Genomic DNA, 17,687 nt, shown 5'->3' on the forward strand with positions numbered 1-17,687 from the left:
GTAGCCTTTAAACAGCCTGTGACGTATCGGCCATTCGACAAATGGTGCCAGCTGTAGCCAAATTGCCACAAGCCGGACCGCGTTCGTCTACAGACGTTGTCCAAGCCAGAGGGAACAATTGTGCATCATCTCCACATTTGGCACGTTCGATTTTCTGAGGCCTACCACCATGCGTCATCTTTTACGGCTTTCTGCCGTTTTAGCAATCGTCACTCTCACGTCTTTGAGTTCCGTAGCTCAGCAGATACCCGAGAATAACAATTCACAGGTCAAACACAAACCTTCAGCGGCCTATCATTGGACGGGCGTGATGCTCGAAGCGGCGGCACGCGATGTCGAACGGGTCGGAGCAATGCCTACGATTCTGTCGCGGCAAATGGCGATTCCAATCACGGCCATGTTTGACGCCTGGGCAGCCTACGATGATAAAGCTGTCGGAACGTTGCTTGGCGGATCTCTCCGTCGTCCCGAATCCGAGCGAACTCTGGCGAACAAGGAAACTGCGATCGCTTACGCGATGTACCGGACTTGCGTCGACCAGTATCCAAACTTCGCTGATTACCTGACCGAGGAAATGAAGAAGGCCGGCTACGACCCTGCAGATAAGTCGGAGAACCTGACCACTCCAATCGGGATCGGGAACTACGTCGCTCGAAAGGTGCTCGAGTTTCGACATCACGACGGAGCCAATCAATTAGGCGATGAGGAGGGTTCCAATGGCGAACCGTATTCTGATTACACGATGTATCGCCCCGTGAATCCATCTGACAGGACGAATGACCCCGATCGCTGGCAGATAATTCCGTTCGACGACGGCAAAGGCGGCAAGATTGAGATGGGATTTCTGACACCGCACTGGTATCGAGTCAAAACGTTTGGTCTTGAGAGTGCCGATCAGTTTCGCCCTGGACCACCTCCGCTCGTTGGCAGCGATCAGCTTAAGCAGGAAGTTGACGAGTGCATTAAGTTCAATGCTTCGTTGACACCGGAACAGAAAGCCATCGTCGAATTCATGCGCGATGGTCCCCGTTCGACGGGTCAATCCGGTCATTGGCTGAAATTCGCCATGGTGGTTTCAATGCGTGACCAAAACGATCTTGATCGCGACGTTAAACTGTTCTTCACGGTGGGCAACTGTGCTCTGGACACGTTCATTGCGTCGTGGGAATCAAAGCGATACTACGACAGCTCGCGACCATGGACTTTGGTTCGCCACTACTACAAAGGCAAGACGATCAAAGGCTGGCGCGGGCCTGGAAAAGGCGTCGCGGACATTTTGGGGGACGAGTGGCATCCGTATTCACCGAGCTCTTTCATCACGCCACCGTTTCCCGGTTACGTTTCGGGGCACAGTTGCATCAGTGGCGGTTGTGCAGAAATCCTGAAGCTGTTCACGGGCAGCGACGAATGCGGCTTTGTGGAGCCTCGTCACGCGGGCGAGTTGACCGAAAGCGGATTTACGTGTGAACAAATGCAGACACTCGACGGCCGACCGCTGGCCGAGATTATCGGAGAAGAACACGCATCTTGCGACGTGATGCTGCCGATCCCTACCTTCACCGCTGCTGCCGAACTGGCTGGCATCTCCCGTGTGATGGGGGGATACCACATCCAGTCCGACAACATCGCAGGTTTGAAACTCGGACGTGATGTCGCGAAGCACATCTGGCCCAAAATCCAGGCCCACATTGACGGAACCTATCGGCCAAAATCGATGGATGCTTACCTTTCACGCAAGTAATTGCTACGAATCTTGCAAAATGAGCTGTCCTCGCTGTGGTAGTCAAACGCCGCAGCGAGGACTGTTTGTTTACTCTTCCTGTTCGTCGTTAAATTCTTTCTCAGTTTCGCTTTCCGACTGTTGTTCATCCTCGTCGTCGGAAGACTCATCCAGCGGAACGATATCGGACTCAGGAAGTTCCATCGCAGCCGTCGGTTCGCCTGCTGAATTCGTTTCCGAACCCGCTGCGGCAACTCCCGAAGCTCCTGCAGCCAGCTTTGCTTCGTCAGTCCGATGCGAAATCTCATCGCTCGGTTTATCTTCCGAAGAACCTCCGATGCCGCGAAGGACAACGTAGAAAACCGGCGTCAGAAACAGCCCGAACAGCGTCACGCCCATCATTCCGGCGAACACGGCGGTGCCGAGCACACGTCGCATTTCGAAACCGGCACCTGTTGCGATCAGTAGAGGCACGACTCCGAGGATGAACGAAAACGCCGTCATCAAAATCGGACGCAAACGCAAACGGCACGCATCAATCGCGGCTTGAAAACGTGACTTGCCCGCATCCTCCTCGGCCTTCGCAAATTCGACGATCAGAATCGCGTTTTTACACGCCAGACCGATCAGAACAATGAAGCCGATCTGAGTCAAAATATTGTTGTCCATTCCGCGAAACCAGACTCCGACGAGTGCAAACAGCAGGCACAGCGGAACGATCAGAATGATGGCCAGCGGCAACAACCAGCTTTCATACTGGGCCGCCAACGCCAGGAACACGAACAGGACAGCCAGCGGAAACAAGAACACAATCGTGTTCCCGGCCTGTCGTTCCTGAAACGCGATCTCTGTCCACGCGTAGCCAAAACCTGGCGGGAGATTTTCATCCGCGAGCCTTTCCATCGTCGTCAACGATTCGCCCGTGCTGAAACCGGGAACTGTCGAACCGTTGAGGTCGGCTGACGGGAACAGATTGAAGCGAACAATACGGTCCGGACCTGCCGTGTGGGTGACTTCGACCAGCGAGCCAAGCGAAACAGTCGATCCAGTCGCACTTCGCGTTCGAATATTCAAAATGTCTTCGGCCTGGTCACGAAACTCCGGTTCCGCCTGCGCGGTGACCCGATAGGTTCGACCAAGGAAGTTGAAATCGTTGACGTAGACGGAACCAAGATAAACTTGCAGAGCCTGAAACACGTTGTTCACGGGCACGTTAAGCATTTCGGCTTTTACTCGATCCACGCTGGCGTAGACCTGTGGCACGTTCATCCGCAAGTTCGTGTACACCTGCTGCAAACCGGGTTGTGCATTCGATTTGGCCAACATTGTGCCGGCGACTTCGTTGAGTTTATTCAATCCGGCGCCGCCGCGATCCTGAACGTACATCTTGAATCCGCCACCACGACCAATACCGCGGATGGGAGGCGGAGGAATGATCAAAATCTGGGCTTCATTGATGCTGGCGACTTCACGACGCAAGTCTGCAGCAATCTGCTGAACCCCGCGACCACGACTGGCTCGATCCTTGGCGTCTTCCAATGGCAAAAACGTCACGGCTGCGTTCGGCTTGATCGTAAACGTTGAACCGGAAAGGCCAGCGATGCCAACCGCGTGCTTCACGCCATCGATTGACTTTCCAATCTCGGCAACGCGACGAGTCACCTTATCCGTTCGCGCTAACGATGCTCCGTCAGGCAAGCCGATGCTGACGATGATGTAGCCCTGATCCTGATTCGGAATGAAGCCATTGGGAACCAGCCGGAAACTCAAACCGGTACACACGAGCAGCACGACATACAGTGCGATCGCAAAGCTGGACTTTTTCACCAGCCGCCCAATGACGCTGGCGTAAGCGTTGCTGCTGAAGTCAAACGTTCGATTGAACAAGCGAAAGAACCAGCCGAACAGAAAGTCCGCGATCCGCTCAATGCGTCCTTTCTCAGCACCCTTCGGCTTGAGCAAAATCGCGCAAAGTGCCGGACTGAGCGTCAACGAAACGAAGGTTGAAATGGCTGTCGAGATTGAGATCGTCAACGCGAATTGTTGATAGAACTGACCGCTGATTCCAGGCACGAAAACGGTCGGCACGAAGACGGCAATCAACACCAACGTCGTGGCAATCAGTGCGGAACCGACTTCGTCCATCGCCTTGTGCGTTGCTTCACGCGGGCTTAAGCCTTGTGCGATCAAGCGTTCGACGTTCTCCACCACCACAATCGCATCATCCACCACGATCCCAATCGCCAACACCAACCCGAACAGCGACAGCGTATTGAGCGTGACGCCAAGGAATTGCATCATGGCAAACGTTCCAACGAGGGAAATTGGAATCGCAATTACGGGGATGATCGTCGGCCGCCAACCATGCAGGAACACGAACACCGTCAACACGACAAACAGCGTGGTGTAGAACAGCGTTTGCGTCACTTCGTCGATAGATTCGGCAACGTAGTCGGTGGGGTTGTATGCGATCTCGTAGCCGATGCCTTCGGGAAAGTCAGCTTCCAGTTCAGCCATTGTCTTCTTGACTTCAGCAGCTGTATCGACGGCGTTGGTCCCTGGACGCTGGTAGACGAGAATCGCGATTGCGTTCTGTCCATCAAGGTAGCTCAGCCGGGAATAGTCCTGAGCCCCGAGCTCAATTCGGGCCACGTCACGCAGACGGGTAACACGACCTTCGGTTCCCCGCTTGACGATGATGTTGCCAAACTCTTCTTCGTTCAGCAATCTGCCTTGCGTTGTGACGTTCAACTGAAAGTCACCCGTTTCGTCGTTGGGCGGTTGGCCAATCACGCCGGCAGCGACTTGCACATTCTGGTTTCTGATCGATTCCAACACATCGCCGGCGGTCAGATCGACGTGCATCATTCGTTCGATGTCCAGCCAGACTCGCATCGCGTACTCGTTGCCGCCAGCGATACGAATTTCGCCGACTCCATCGAGCCGCATCAACGCGTCGCGAACGCGGAGGTAAGCGTAGTTGCTGATGTAAAGTTGATCTCGGCTTTCGTCCGGCGACTTGAGGTGGACCACCATCAACATGTCAGGAATCTGCTTCGTCGTCGTGACGCCGATCTGACGCACTTGCTCAGGCAGTCGCGACTCGGCGATCGCAACCCGGTTCTGCACGAGCACCTGAGCATCGTCGAGGTCGGTACCCAGCTTGAACGTGACCGTCAGCTGCATCGTCCCGTCGGAACTCGACGACGACTCCATGTACAGCATGTCGTCCACGCCGTTCATTTCTTGCTCGATCGGAGTCGCGACAGTGTCGGCGATGACTTCCGGAGTCGCACCCGGATAGCTGGCTCGGACCAGGACCGTCGGCGGTGCAACGCTCGGGTACTGCGAAACTGGCAGCGAGAAATAGACGATCCCGCCCACAAGGACGATCAGGAACGAAAGAACCGACGCGAAGATCGGTCGTTCGATGAAAAAGTGAGGAAACTTCACTGGACCACCTCTGCTGAGTTGACTTTAGCGGAAGCGATGGCCTTTTCAGCAGAATCAGGCTGTGCTTGCGGCGCGATGGTGTAGCTGTCCGGCAGTCCGTCTTCGACCAGTTCGATCGTCCCTTGCACCGTTGTCACCTTGGCGTCCGGCCGGGCCTGCAACAGCCCTTCGATGACCAACGATTCCTTCCCGGTCAGTCCTTCGCGGACCACACGCAGACCATCCACGATCGGGCCAAGCGTTACCGTTCGACGTTCAATCACTCCATCGACGACAACGTAGACATACTGCGATGACTGATCGGTACCGATCGATGAGTCCGGAATCAGAACGGATTCTCGAGGTGCACTTCCGGGAATTCGGATCCGAGCAAACATGCCCGGCAAGAGAAGTTGGTCTTCATTGTCGAAAACGGCTCGGGCTCGCATGCTGGCCGTTTGCACGTCGAAGCGATTGTCGACGAAGTCCATGTAGCCTTTGTGCGGAAAGCCTTCCTCGTCAACGAGGCCCAGAAAAGCAGGGTTTTTCACGACTCGTGAACTTTCACGTTCGCCAGAACGAGCCAACCGGACATACTTGAGGACGTCCTGCTCGTTGGCGTCAAACACGCAATAAATGGGACTCATCGAAGCAATTGTTGTTAGCAACGACGAAGTTGCCGAACCGCCAGCGATGAGGTTTCCTTCGGTGATGTACTTGCGGCTCACGCGCCCGGTTACCGGGGCGCGGATGTGTGTGTATTCAAGATTGAGTTCCGCCGTTTCGATTCCGGCAGCGGCAACGCCAACTTCGGCTTCGGCTGTCGCCAAAGCTGCTTCGGCCGACGCGATGCCTGCCTTGACGCCTTCCATATCGGCTTCGGCTTGCGTGAACTCGGCTTCGCTTTCGTCAATTTCTTCGCGAGAGATCGCGTTGCTCTGGCCAAGCGATTGTGCGCGTCGATATCGAGCCTGAGCCAGCCGAAGCTGCGCGTCGGACTGAAGCTTTCGGGCTTTGGCTTCGTTCAGCATGGCTCGCGATTGAACCAGCTTCGATTCGGCTTGGCGATAGCGTGCTTTCGCAGCGTTAAGCTCGGTTTCGAAAGGCCGTGGATCGACGACGAACAACAGATCACCTTTTTCCACGATCTGGCCTTCGGTGAAGTCCACCGACTGCAAGTAGCCGCTGACACGAGCTCGAATCTCAACCAAATCCACGGCTTCAAGTCGCCCGGCATAGGCGTCCCATTCGACAATCGTCTTCGTGATCGGCGTGGCGACAGTGACGGACGGCATGGGTCGCGGCGGAGCCTGGCCGGACGATTGGCTGCACCCACTCACGATCGCCGCGGACGCAATTGCGAACGCGGCGATCATAGCGAGGAGGATTCTGGGGGATCTGGATGGTTGATTCACGATGTTGACCTTTGATTGCCGAAGCGGCGAGAAATAAATTTTGGGTTCGCGAGCGGATTAGTCGACGCATCAGCGATCACGGCGTGCGACGACTAGCCTGCCGTCGGCGCTGCATGACCCTCGGGCGAATCCTTTGCCGATGACGAAGCCTTCCGATTAAGCAAGACGTGGTCGAGTGAAAACTTGCCCGGACCAGTCAGCACCAGCGTCGAGTACACCAACAGATAAACCGCAGCAAGCTCTTTGGCTTTCCATGGATCTGATCCATGAACGACAAAAAGGGCAACGATCATCGTGAAAGCCAATGGAATGGCTGCCAACCGAGTCCCTAAACCGACCATCAGCAGAACCGAACAACCGACTTCTGCTCCAATCGCCAGAATTAAGCTCAACTGGCTACCGACGCCCATGGGATCGGGGAACGAACCGGACATCTCGTTGAATCCGTTGAGCTTCGCAAGCCCATGGACCAACATCATGGCTCCGATTCCGATTCGAAGTAACAGCATGCCAGCGGAAGCCAGGTGTTCATTGTCCAGTTTCATTTTCTATTCCCGAGTCAAGTTCATTCGTCAGTTCGGATTCTCGATTCACATTCGGTTGGTGCCGGCCATAAAACACAAAAGCTCGAGGTGCAAGCGAGTGGCTACGAGGATCGACTGAGGGCGCCGATGCCTCCACCCCGAGGGGAAGCCACTCGCTTGCACGTCGAGCTTTCGATCATCATCGAATCGCCGACCATGGAAGGGAGTACCGATCAGATTCGATGGGCTTACAGTGGACGACAAAAAAACTTGAAACTTTTCGTACGGACGTGTACACGAGGAAAAACCCGGCTCTCGCCGCCAAATCTCGCGAAAGTTGCCTAATCCAGCCTTGCTGGGTGATTCTCGATACGGATTTGCGGAAAATTCCAAAACTGCTGTAAGACCCAGGTCCGTTTGGGGTACTCCCATTGGAATCGCCAAACGGGAGCACAGTGATAGAATAGGCAGACGCATTTCCGCATCTCCTTTCGGTCATATTCCCTTGGCAGACATCAAACTGACACGCGCGTCGCTTGTCTTTCGGTTACGAGACCGATCTGACGACGAAGCATGGAAACAGTTCGTCGATTTGTACGGACCGATGATTTTTCGGTTTTTACGAAGCCGCGGACTGCAAGACGCCGATGCTGCGGACCTGTTGCAGGAAGTGCTGCGGCGAGTCGGCGATTCCATCGGAAAGCTGGATTATGCGAAATCAAAAGGCGGGTTCCGGGCGTGGTTGTTCACGATCACCAGAAACTGCCTGAACAGCTTTTTCGAAAAACGAAAACGAACCAAAACCACTGGCAACGATTCGACGCATAACGCGTTCCTCAACCAGCTCCCCAACGATACAGAAGAGTTGACGGAGATCTGGGAAAAGGAATACCAGCGACAGCTAATGTCAAAGGCGATCGCAATCGTTCGTCCTAACACCGATTCAAAGACCTGGGCGGCTTTCGAGATGACGGCAATCAACAACATGACCGCTGATGAAGCCGGCGATGCCCTTGAGATGACTCGTGGCGCTGTCTACGTTGCTCGCAGCAGAGTGACTGCGAGGTTGCGAGCCGAAGTCGAAAGGTTGATGGAGGAAGAAGAATGATTGGATGCCCTCCCAGAGCTCAGCTGAGTGATCTGATTCTCGGCACGTTGACTGGCGAAGCCGCGGACAGCGTGACGCTGCACGTCGGCTCTTGCACAGAATGTCAAAGTAGCCTGCAAACGATTGCCTCGGGCGAAATTCCGGTCGAGAAACTGGTTTCCGATTCGATCGACATCCAACCTCAAAGCGATTCGGCGTACTGGAATGTTATTGGTTCGGCTGGCGTTTCCGCGAATCCGGTGGCCGCCAAGAATCCATCGGACATTCACGATCCAGACCTGCGTGTGACGAAGGGGATCGATCAGAGCAAAATCGGAACCGACGCGATGTTCGGTGCGGCGGTGCAGGATGGAGAGCTTTCGTTTCTTTCTCCTTCGGATGATCCGGATTCGCTCGGCAAATTACAGCACTTTGAAATTTCTCGCATCATCGGCCGCGGTGGAATGGGCGTTGTCCTGGATGCCTTTGACACGCATCTGCATCGCCGCGTCGCGATCAAAGTGCTCAACCCAAGATTTCAGCAGGACGAAATTGCAAGGCAGCGTTTTTGCCGCGAAGGCAGGGCAGCGGCAGCGATTTCTCATGAGCACGTCGTGCCGATGTATCAGGTAGCGCGGTTGGAGGAAGAACAGATTGCGTATCTGGTCATGCAGTTGATCAAAGGCCAGACTCTCGAAGAACGACTCAAAGAAACGTCTCCGTTACCGCCTCAAGAGGTTGCTCGAATCGGAATGCAGATCGCTGCCGGTTTGTCGGCGGCGCACGCCAGCGGAATGGTGCACCGCGACATCAAGCCTGCCAATGTGTTGATCGAAGCCGATACGGAACGTGTCAAGCTGACGGATTTCGGGCTGGCCCGCGTGACGGACGAGGTCAAGCTGACGCAAACCGGAATCTTGACCGGTACGGTGCTGTACATGTCGCCGGAACAGGCTCTTGGGCAGGAAACCGATGATCGATCGGACCTGTTTTCGCTTGGCGCGGTGATGTACGAGATGGCGACCGGAATCGCTCCTTTCGAAGCCCCAACTGCGGTCGGCGTGATGAAGCGAATCATGGACGAGAAACCGCCATCGCCTCGAAAGGTCAATCCGCAAGTCGGAAAACCGCTTTCTGATTTGATCATGAGCCTGATTTCAAAGTCGCCGGACAAACGTCCCGATTCAGCAGCACCCGTTGCGCGTGCTTTGGCCAGCATCGTGTCGGAACATGGGCCCATTTCGCCACTGCAAGTTCCGGCGGTTGCTTCTTCCGAAGTCAGAAAACTTTCAGGATCACATTCAGCCAATGGGCGACGGTGGTCATTCAGCGGCTGGCTGGCGGCAGGCGTGATGGCGGCGTTGCTCGCAGCGTCCGCTCTTGGCGGCGGCTGGGCCTGGATCAATGGAGACGGCAGGACTTCGAGGTCGAATGTTACCAACGGCGTGTCCGTTGAACTGAAAGACGCGGATAATCGAAAGACTGATGTTACGGCTCAGTTCCCTTCGGTCGTTTTGAAAGGAAATCCAGGCACTGTCTGGTCAGTTGATTTTGCTCCGGCCGGAAAGTCGATTGTGGCGGGAATTGAAGACGGCTCCGTCAGAGTCTGGGACCTTGCAAGTCAAAAGCTCCAAAAGAGTTTTAGCGCTCATCGTGGCATCGTCTGGATCGTTCGCTTTCATCCGACGAGAAACCTGGTCGCCACGGCAGGTGATGACGGTCTGGTTAAACTATGGGACTCAAAAACGTTTGAGCTGAAACAGGAATGGCAAGCCGACAATAGCGTTCGCGGCATCTCGTTCTCGCCTGATGGGAATACCCTATTGGCGGGTGACCGGGCTGGAAAGCTTCATTTTTACGATCTGGAAACCGGAGCAGAGTTCGAAACCATTTTGCAATCGGGTTCAGTGATGGGGTTAAATTATTCTCCTGACGGAAAATCGTTTGCGACCGTGGGCAGTGATAAAATTGTACGAGTCTTTGATGCAGAAACGTTTGACCAACGTCAGGCTTTTTCGGGTCACGAGGGCCCAATCTATAACGTCGCCTTTGCACCGAAAGGTTCGCTGCTCGCATCAGTGGGCTGGAACAAGCAAATCATGATCTGGAATGTTGAAACCGGCGAGAAAGTGATGCAGCTCGAAGGCGCCGAGGGGGACAACTGGGGCGTGCAGTTCTGTGGCTTTGGCACTCATTTGGTCACAGGAGGTATGGATGGAGCAGCGAGACTGTGGGACGTGAGCACCGGAACCAACACGGCGACGCTGCGTGGTCATTCGGCGGCCGTTCACAATATCGCGCTCGATCCGAATACACACAGCATCGCAACCAGCAGTCGCGACGGCACCATTCGAATTTGGGACATGAGTGCGCTGGATGACAAGACGAAGAAGCCAACAAAATAGCTGACAAAAACCGGTCGATGGCATTCTCAAGTCAACCTGAACTTGGACACAGACGTTTTACTTTATCCGAACGCGATGCGACCAATTTCCAGATCGGTCGATTCGCAGAGCGATCGCAAGAGCGAAGCCGTTTCTACCGCTTGGCAGGCTTCAATCTTCTACTTGATCAAGTACAAACCCGCTGGCGGCGACCACGTAGTTCCAACCGGATTGCAGCGTCGAAACAACGGCCACCCACACCGATACGGCGATCGTGACTAGCAGCCAGATCGGGACGTCGGTTCCGCTGCCGCTCATTGCCAACGCCAGCAAACTGGCTCCGGCCGCGATGCATTGAAACCACATTTTCAGCTTGCCGGCCATCTTCGCGGAAAAGTCTCCTCCAGCCCCCTCGATCATCGAACGAAGCACGGTAACCAAAAGTTCGCGAGCGACCACAATAACCGCCATCCAGCCAGCGACTTTCCCCCACCACGGGAATAGAGCGCTGTTCATCTCAACCGCCAGCAGAATAAACGTCCCGCAGATCAGGACCTTGTCGCAAAACGGATCAAGGACTCGGCCAAGTTTCGTGACCATGTTGTATTTGCGAGCGTACCAGCCATCGAGCCAGTCCGTTCCGGCAGCGAGCACAAACAGAATGAGCGCGGCCCAGTAGAATTTCATCGGGATCAGGACACAGACGAAAATCGACAACACCAACCGTGCGGCCGAAACCTTGTTGGGAAAGTTGAAAACTTTTGATTTGTCGATGTTCATAGTGGGACTCTGAGAAATATTTTCTGCGTCTGAGGAACAGCCTCGCGATGCTCGGCTAGCCCAACAGGCTAACCTTGGGTCAATTGAATCAAGCACAGACTGGAAGGCAACGCAACCGTCAGGAAATGAATGTCACATCAACAAACTACGGCATCGTATGCCTTGCAACACTTGACCTCGTGGCCAAGTCGTGAACTCTATGGGCAAACCAGAACCTTCAGCCAGGGCTGATCTCCAGCCTCAAGTTTTTCGAACCAGTCAGCGGCTTCTTCGAGGGAGCTCCGTGCCGAAATCAATGGCTCGACTTCGATCTTGCCCGACGCGATCAGCTCAACGGAAAGTGGAACTTCGTCATTGATCCCACAGGTTCCGACGAGGTTCAGCTCACGCGTAACAACTTTCTGCAACGGCAAAGTGACTTCCGCCGCCAAGTTTCCGACCAATACGCAGGTTCCGCCGCGACGCAAGCCATCCACCGCCAGCGAAACTGGTCCCGTTGCTCCAACGACTTCGAAGCTGTGATGGGCTCCGCGGCCATCAGTAAGTTCGTGAATTTTCGCAACCACATTTTCCTCGGTGGCCAGCATCGCATGCGTGGCACCAAGTTTTATGGCCAGGTCCAATCGCTGCGGAACCAGGTCCAAAGCGATGATCGTCGAGCATCCCGCGTTGCGAAGCGCCTGCACAACCAGCAGCCCGATCAACCCAGCGCCAACAACGATCGCAGATTCACCTTTAACGACGTTGGCACGATTAACCGCATGGACAGCGACGCCAACCGGTTCAGTAAACGCAGCGTGGTCGTATGAAATTCCATCCGGTAGAGGACAAACAATCCTGGCAGGAACACACACGTATTCCGCGTAAGCTCCGTGGCGTCGAAACTCGTCGCAGGAAACGCCCATCACCTGGCGCGACTCGCAAAGATTGGTGCGGCCGAGATTACAGTAGTGACAATCGCCACAGAAAACCATTGAATCGAACGTCACTCGATCTCCCCTGGCGTAAGCGGTGACGTCATCGCCAACTTCAACGATCTCGCCGGCGGCTTCATGCCCCATCACGATTGGCGGAATACGACGTCCGCTGCTACCGTTGGCTCCGTGGATATCACTGCCGCAAATCCCGCAAGCTTTGACCCGGATCAGGACTTCGTGATCAGCCGGTTGCGGCACGTCTTTGTCGACCAGTTCAAAAACAGAAGGGCCAACAAGTTCAAGAGCTTTCATGGTGCGAACCGCAAAGTCAGGCGTGGTTTGGTAGAAGTAGTTTGGCGGAAGTGCATGGGAATCGAACCCACCGACCACATGATTTCCATGCGGCCCTACGGTTTTGAAGACCGCGGCCGGCACCAGCCGAACAAGCACTTCCCGAGCAATGATTATGCAATGGCGCAGCCGCGCGTCGCAAGCTCCAATGTTCAGTTTATTAAACGCGATACAATACGTCTGGGCTGCTGATCGGACTAATTATCCGCTTCTGCTTCTGCCTCTTCAATTTTCTGACGCTCTTCCCGCTCCCGCTCGATCTCTTCGCGAGCCGTACGATATTGAGCCTCCGACTTTCCGCCGGTAATTTTGTCGACGCCGACTCTCTGTTCAACCAGATCCATGATCTGATCTGATGTTACCCGATCAAATTTAAGATCATCAATCACGAACGATTTTGCTACACCGTTTTCCGAATACGCAAGCTTGGCGATTCCTTTCTTCTCCCACTTGCTTTTGTCGATCGTTTCGATCTGGTCGAACGCAACCTTCTGACCTTTCGCGTTGACCAGTTGATCGCCTTCCACGCCAATCCATTGACCAAGACATCGGAAGAAAGTGAGCAGGCACGGGATTCCGGCAACGAACGTAAACAGGAAACCGATGAAGTAGCTGTAGAGCGTGTTCGTGGTCAGTTCGGCAGGGCTGTATTTCGGCGAACCTTCCGTCCAGTTGTTGGACTCTGCCATGGTGGCCCACTGTCGTTGCAATTCGCCGTCGTCGCCCTTAAGTTGCGTTTTGAGCAACTCGTAAGCTTCTGACGCAGGACGCATTTTTGGATAGACAAAAATCGGGTCGATAAAGTGATACAGCCCCACAGCCAGAGCAATAACACCGATGAGCAGAAATTTGTATTTGAAGTTTGGATTGACTTCGGCGCGGAGCGCGGCAGAGCTGTCTGACATCACAGATTCATTTCGGAAGTTGGATTGAGCACAATTGCCCGGAATTGAGGGTCTATTGTGAACCGTTCGATTTATTTTTCAATGTCGATCCTTGCTTGTTCAATCGACAACAATGTGTTCAACTTGGTCTCATCGTTGACCAATTAATCCTATTTGAACCTTACTTGCATCCGGTGCAATGCGAATCGACGAAATTAAGATCGGCGACGATCCTCCAAACGACGTTAACGTCATCATCGAAGTCCCTAACGGCGGGCAACCGATCAAGTACGAAATGGACAAGGCCTCCGGGACGTTGTTTGTTGATCGTTTTCTATATACGCCGATGCGATATCCGGGAAACTATGGCTTTGTGCCGCACAGTTTGTCGCTCGATGGAGACCCGATTGACGTGCTGGTTTGCAACACCCGCGCTATCGTCCCGGGAGCGGTGATGAATTGCCGGCCGATTGGTGTCCTGATCATGGAAGATGACGCGGGGCATGACGAAAAAATCATCGCGGTCCCATCGAAGAAACTGACTCGCCGATACGATGACGTCGACAACTATTCCGACCTGCCCGAGATCACGATCCAGCAAATCGAGCACTTCTTTGCTCACTACAAGGATCTTGAGCCTGGCAAATGGGTGAAATTGGCGAAAGTACATGAGGCAGATGTAGCTCGGAAGATGATCGTCGAGGCAATCGAACGAGCCAAATAGTCGAAGCCGTGTTGGCGGAAAGGCGATAGCCGCGGTGCCTGTCCGCGTTTTTCCACCCGAACACCCTCCTCATCCTTAGAAAGAGCACTGTGGCGCTTTATCGGTACGCGGTGAAACTTTCGTCCGTCGCATCAATTTCAACAGTCAAAATTGCAGATCGCTAAACGGCGTCCCGTAATTTCATTGCCGACGGCTCATGGTCGGCCATCTCTCTCAGCAAATTTCGCCACGAGTTTGGACGTCCGGGTGTCAGCCGGCCAAGGATTCGTTGCTGCTGAGCACCGGTCAGGGCGGGAATATTCGCAGGCATCTGATCGACGTGCATAAAACCCAGCATTGCGGCCAGGATACTGGGTCCGTCAACGTCTCCCATCGATTCGCCGGAAAAATGTGACCTCCAACTGCCAGAAACCTGAGTCTCAGCGTAGTGATTCTGCAATCGCGAAACGAGCGCGTCCGAAATGGGGTTGGGGGCGTCAACCGTGATACTGCCTGGCGTTTCAAATTCCGGCAGCGAGCGATCGAAAGCATCCAGCAAGCCGCCGCCGGCTTTTCTCGTTCGCGGCGCAGCGTTCAACTCTTCCTGCAACTCCGCTCGCATGCGAGCGTACTCGGATTTCAACTGTTGTAACGAGTTTTGTATTCCATTCTGCACCTCGACACTGATCCACTTCATCGCCGTGCATAGCAACTGTTCAGCTGTCAGGCTGGCGTTCGTTGGCAGTGCGACGCATCGCAACATGGCTTCGGTTCGCAACTCTACGCAATCAATCTGCTTCCACTGAGCCAAAAGTTCTTTCGAGTGAATGCCGGAAACCAACAGTTGCCTTGATCGCGGCGAAGCCAACGACTCGACCGACGACAGCTTCAACAAGCCACGAATCAAATCCATCCCTTCCGTCCGGATCGTCCGCAGCGTTGGGACTTCGGCATCAAGTCCATCCGAAGGTGGCAACAGGTAGCCATTGGTTGCACTGCCTATTTTGATCGCAACATTTGCACGCCTGGCGATTTTCCGATCGCGGTCCGCCTGCAGCAACCACAGGCAGAGCGGGTCCAGCGGATAGCCTTTCCCGCCTACAGCCATGTCGCGGTCCGGCCAGGCATCGATCACGCTAACACCGGTCTTTTCGGCCAGTCGAGTCGCATCGCAGAGGCTCATGTAGGACACAACGCCGTCGAAGTCATTCAGCCAAACCCCTGGATCGGTCACTGAAACCGCAAGGATACGATCAACATACTTGCCAGCTTTCAACTTCAATTGCTCAATCACGGCAGCCTGAACATCCGCCAGCTCGGCAACGCAACTGCGGTACTCCTGAACGGATTGAGGATCTTGAACCAAATCCTGACAGGCAGACCGAAGCGCGGGCGAAATCGGAAGCGAAAGACTGTCGCAATAGAGAACGCGAAGCGATTTGCCGTGTCCACGCGCGACCACCAGCGAACCCGAAATGCTTTCGAAAGCGTCGTCGACATTGAGACCGGCGACCAGACGCCGAGTTCGGTCCAGCAGCGCACGCTCGATTCTAACCGCTGAATTTTCCAGCGGCTTTTTGTTCCAGAAGTCGGCAAAACGAAACAGCTTGAGCATTTTGCGACTATAGGGAGATTGGGAGACTGGAGTCTAGATCATTCCGCGAATTCGACACTGCCGCCAGGGATAGGAAATCCGCAGCCCGTGACTAAAATGTTCGCTTCAAATCCCGGACACAAGAAAACTGCCATGAACCAGCCAGCACCAACCGTTTCCGTCGCCATCGTGATGGGCAGTCAGTCCGACTGGCCGACCATGCAATTGGCTCACGACATCTTGAACGAACTGGGAGTTGGCTCACACTGCGAAGTCGTTTCGGCGCACCGGACTCCAAAAAAAATGTTCGATTTTGCCAAGTCTGCGGCGGGTCGGGGATTTAAAGTTATCATCGCCGGAGCTGGCGGTGCTGCACATCTTCCAGGCATGATTGCCTCGCTGACCAACCTCCCGGTACTCGGCGTTCCCGTCAAAAGCAGGGCTCTGCAAGGACTCGATTCTTTGCTATCGATCGTGCAGATGCCAGGCGGCGTTCCCGTTGGCACTTTGGCAATCGGCGAGTCAGGTGCGAAGAATGCGGGACTGCTGGCCGCGAGGATTTTGGCTCTCTCAGATCCAGAACTAGCCAGGCGAGTCGAAGCGTATTCGGAAACTCAGACCAAAGACGTGCTTCGGCGCAGCAAACTGGCGGACTGAGGTTAGTTGCGCAAGCTTGAATTCTTCTCGCAGCGCTGGCGACCCTTTCGTCCGCACAACTGGCACTTCTGCCAACACCCTTTTTTTCCCGAAAAGTGGAACAGCCACAACGTTCGCTAAATTCCCTACAGCTTAAATGGCGATGGAGTGAGTGGAACAGTTGGGTTTCGACCCGTAATCTCCGCGTGGAGACGTTCCGCATTCCAACCAGGGGGAAATCATGTCAAGCGAAGTCTCTACCAGACGCCTCATTGCGGCGACCATGCTGTTGGCTCTGGCTTTCACTTCACTCATTCAAACAGGATGCACACGACCGATTCGTCGATTGGGCATCATGGACGAACTTGCGATCGCATACCGCGACCGAGTGTGGGCTCAGCGTGCTTACAATTTACGATTTGCGAACTGCAACCGTGAATATTCAGATCACTTCAAAAGTGGATTCTGCTCCGGATATTCGGACGTCTGCAATGGAGGCGACGGGTATATTCCCGCTCTGCCGCCGGAAGAGTATCGCGGATACGAATATCAGTGTGCCGAAGGTTCCAAGTGTGTTGACACATGGTTCGAAGGATATCCTGCTGGAGTGGCAGCTGCTCGAGAAGAGAAAGCTGGATCGTTCCACCAGATGCATGTGTCGCGAATGATCGACCAGGCAATCACGCAGGACAAAGCTACTAACGTTCTGCCTTCGGATGTGCCGGTCACCAAATCATCCGCCACAATGATTCCGCCGACATCCTCCGTCGTCACGAAGAAACTTGGCGAGCAAATGGTTCCTCCCAAGCCACCGATGGCGTTGCGAAATCCTGAGCCAATGCAGATGCCATACGCGTCGACCAAGCCGGGTACGCCAGTTGCTCATTCGGTCCTTGCGAAGCCTGCGACAATGAACTCAGCGACAGTCAAACCTGCTCCTGTTGCTCCGCAGCGGTCAGCCAAGGTTCCGCCGATCTATCAGGCACCAGCAAAACCGCAAGCAAGCCCGCAGCAGCTTCCTCCGATCAAGTCGATTGAGAAACCTGCTCAGACTTCGCTGCCTCCGATCGTGCAGGGAACCCAAAAAGTGACCACCACCGTTAAGCGACCTCCGATTGTTCGCGGTCGCAAGATTGACCCTTCGGCGAGTGTTTCTGTTAACGAAATTCCGTTGCCGATGACAGTCCGCAGTTCGTTCGACACCCGGACGGCAGCTTGGCCTGTCAACCGAAAATAGCTTTCTCGATACATTCTTCAAAT

Annotated in this window: 13 protein-coding genes and 1 tRNA gene; 6 read left to right on the forward strand and 8 right to left on the reverse strand. The window is 54.5% G+C overall.

What is annotated here, in order from left to right:
• Positions 1-169 precede the first annotated feature (169 nt).
• Complete coding sequence (locus MFFC18_RS12740; RefSeq protein WP_075084311.1) at positions 170-1,741, forward strand: vanadium-dependent haloperoxidase; 1,572 nt, start codon at positions 170-172, stop codon at positions 1,739-1,741.
• Positions 1,742-1,810: 69 nt separating this feature from the next.
• Here MFFC18_RS12740 and MFFC18_RS12745 read toward each other — a convergent pair whose 3' ends face one another.
• The 3 genes from MFFC18_RS12745 to MFFC18_RS12755 all read right to left on the reverse strand — a co-directional run bounded on the left by MFFC18_RS12745 (position 1,811) and on the right by MFFC18_RS12755 (position 7,112).
• Positions 1,811-5,173 (reverse strand): efflux RND transporter permease subunit, encoded by a 3,363-nt coding sequence (locus MFFC18_RS12745; RefSeq protein ID WP_075084312.1) that lies wholly within the window; start codon positions 5,171-5,173, stop codon positions 1,811-1,813.
• Positions 5,170-6,528 carry an efflux RND transporter periplasmic adaptor subunit gene (locus MFFC18_RS12750; protein WP_075084313.1) on the reverse strand — a complete coding sequence of 453 codons (1,359 nt, stop codon included), beginning with the start codon at positions 6,526-6,528 and terminating at the stop codon, positions 5,170-5,172. The genes MFFC18_RS12745 and MFFC18_RS12750 overlap by 4 nt, the downstream gene beginning before the upstream one ends.
• 131 nt (positions 6,529-6,659) lie before the next feature.
• Entirely contained in the window at positions 6,660-7,112 is a 453-nt protein-coding gene (locus tag MFFC18_RS12755; RefSeq protein WP_075084314.1) for a DoxX family protein, read from the reverse strand.
• Between the two features lie 484 nt (positions 7,113-7,596).
• On the opposite strand from MFFC18_RS12755, the gene MFFC18_RS12760 reads away from it, so the two are divergent.
• Both MFFC18_RS12760 and MFFC18_RS12765 read left to right on the forward strand, forming a co-directional pair.
• Entirely contained in the window at positions 7,597-8,199 is a 603-nt protein-coding gene (locus tag MFFC18_RS12760) for an RNA polymerase sigma factor (protein WP_075084316.1), read from the forward strand.
• Positions 8,196-10,583 carry a WD40 repeat domain-containing serine/threonine protein kinase gene (locus MFFC18_RS12765; RefSeq protein ID WP_075084317.1) on the forward strand — a complete coding sequence of 796 codons (2,388 nt, stop codon included), beginning with the start codon at positions 8,196-8,198 and terminating at the stop codon, positions 10,581-10,583. The genes MFFC18_RS12760 and MFFC18_RS12765 overlap by 4 nt, the downstream gene beginning before the upstream one ends.
• A 150-nt stretch (positions 10,584-10,733) precedes the next feature.
• On the opposite strand, the gene pgsA is transcribed toward MFFC18_RS12765, so the two are convergent.
• The 4 genes from pgsA to MFFC18_RS12785 all read right to left on the reverse strand — a co-directional run bounded on the left by pgsA (position 10,734) and on the right by MFFC18_RS12785 (position 13,515).
• On the reverse strand, positions 10,734-11,342 hold the full coding sequence (gene pgsA / locus MFFC18_RS12770) for a CDP-diacylglycerol--glycerol-3-phosphate 3-phosphatidyltransferase (protein WP_075084318.1): 609 nt from the start codon (positions 11,340-11,342) through the stop codon (positions 10,734-10,736).
• Positions 11,343-11,539: 197 nt separating this feature from the next.
• Complete coding sequence (locus MFFC18_RS12775) at positions 11,540-12,571, reverse strand: zinc-dependent alcohol dehydrogenase (protein ID WP_075084336.1); 1,032 nt, start codon at positions 12,569-12,571, stop codon at positions 11,540-11,542.
• A gap of 42 nt (positions 12,572-12,613) precedes the next feature.
• Positions 12,614-12,713, reverse strand: a tRNA-Sec gene (locus tag MFFC18_RS12780).
• Positions 12,714-12,807: 94 nt separating this feature from the next.
• Positions 12,808-13,515 carry a hypothetical protein gene (locus MFFC18_RS12785; protein ID WP_075084319.1) on the reverse strand — a complete coding sequence of 236 codons (708 nt, stop codon included), beginning with the start codon at positions 13,513-13,515 and terminating at the stop codon, positions 12,808-12,810.
• Between the two features lie 178 nt (positions 13,516-13,693).
• Between MFFC18_RS12785 and ppa the strand changes: the two genes are divergently transcribed.
• Complete coding sequence (gene ppa, locus MFFC18_RS12790) at positions 13,694-14,218, forward strand: inorganic diphosphatase (RefSeq protein WP_075084320.1); 525 nt, start codon at positions 13,694-13,696, stop codon at positions 14,216-14,218.
• Between the two features lie 160 nt (positions 14,219-14,378).
• Here ppa and MFFC18_RS12795 read toward each other — a convergent pair whose 3' ends face one another.
• Complete coding sequence (locus tag MFFC18_RS12795) at positions 14,379-15,812, reverse strand: anhydro-N-acetylmuramic acid kinase (RefSeq protein WP_075084321.1); 1,434 nt, start codon at positions 15,810-15,812, stop codon at positions 14,379-14,381.
• Between the two features lie 132 nt (positions 15,813-15,944).
• Here MFFC18_RS12795 and purE point away from each other — a divergent pair, with 132 nt between their 5' ends.
• Both purE and MFFC18_RS12805 read left to right on the forward strand, forming a co-directional pair.
• Positions 15,945-16,448 (forward strand): 5-(carboxyamino)imidazole ribonucleotide mutase, encoded by a 504-nt coding sequence (gene purE, locus MFFC18_RS12800; protein ID WP_075084337.1) that lies wholly within the window; start codon positions 15,945-15,947, stop codon positions 16,446-16,448.
• Positions 16,449-16,668: 220 nt separating this feature from the next.
• Positions 16,669-17,664 (forward strand): hypothetical protein, encoded by a 996-nt coding sequence (locus MFFC18_RS12805; protein ID WP_075084322.1) that lies wholly within the window; start codon positions 16,669-16,671, stop codon positions 17,662-17,664.
• Positions 17,665-17,687 lie beyond the last annotated feature (23 nt).

Source organism: Mariniblastus fucicola (assembly GCF_008087665.1).
GTDB classification, from domain to species: Bacteria; Planctomycetota; Planctomycetia; order Pirellulales; family Pirellulaceae; genus Mariniblastus; species Mariniblastus fucicola.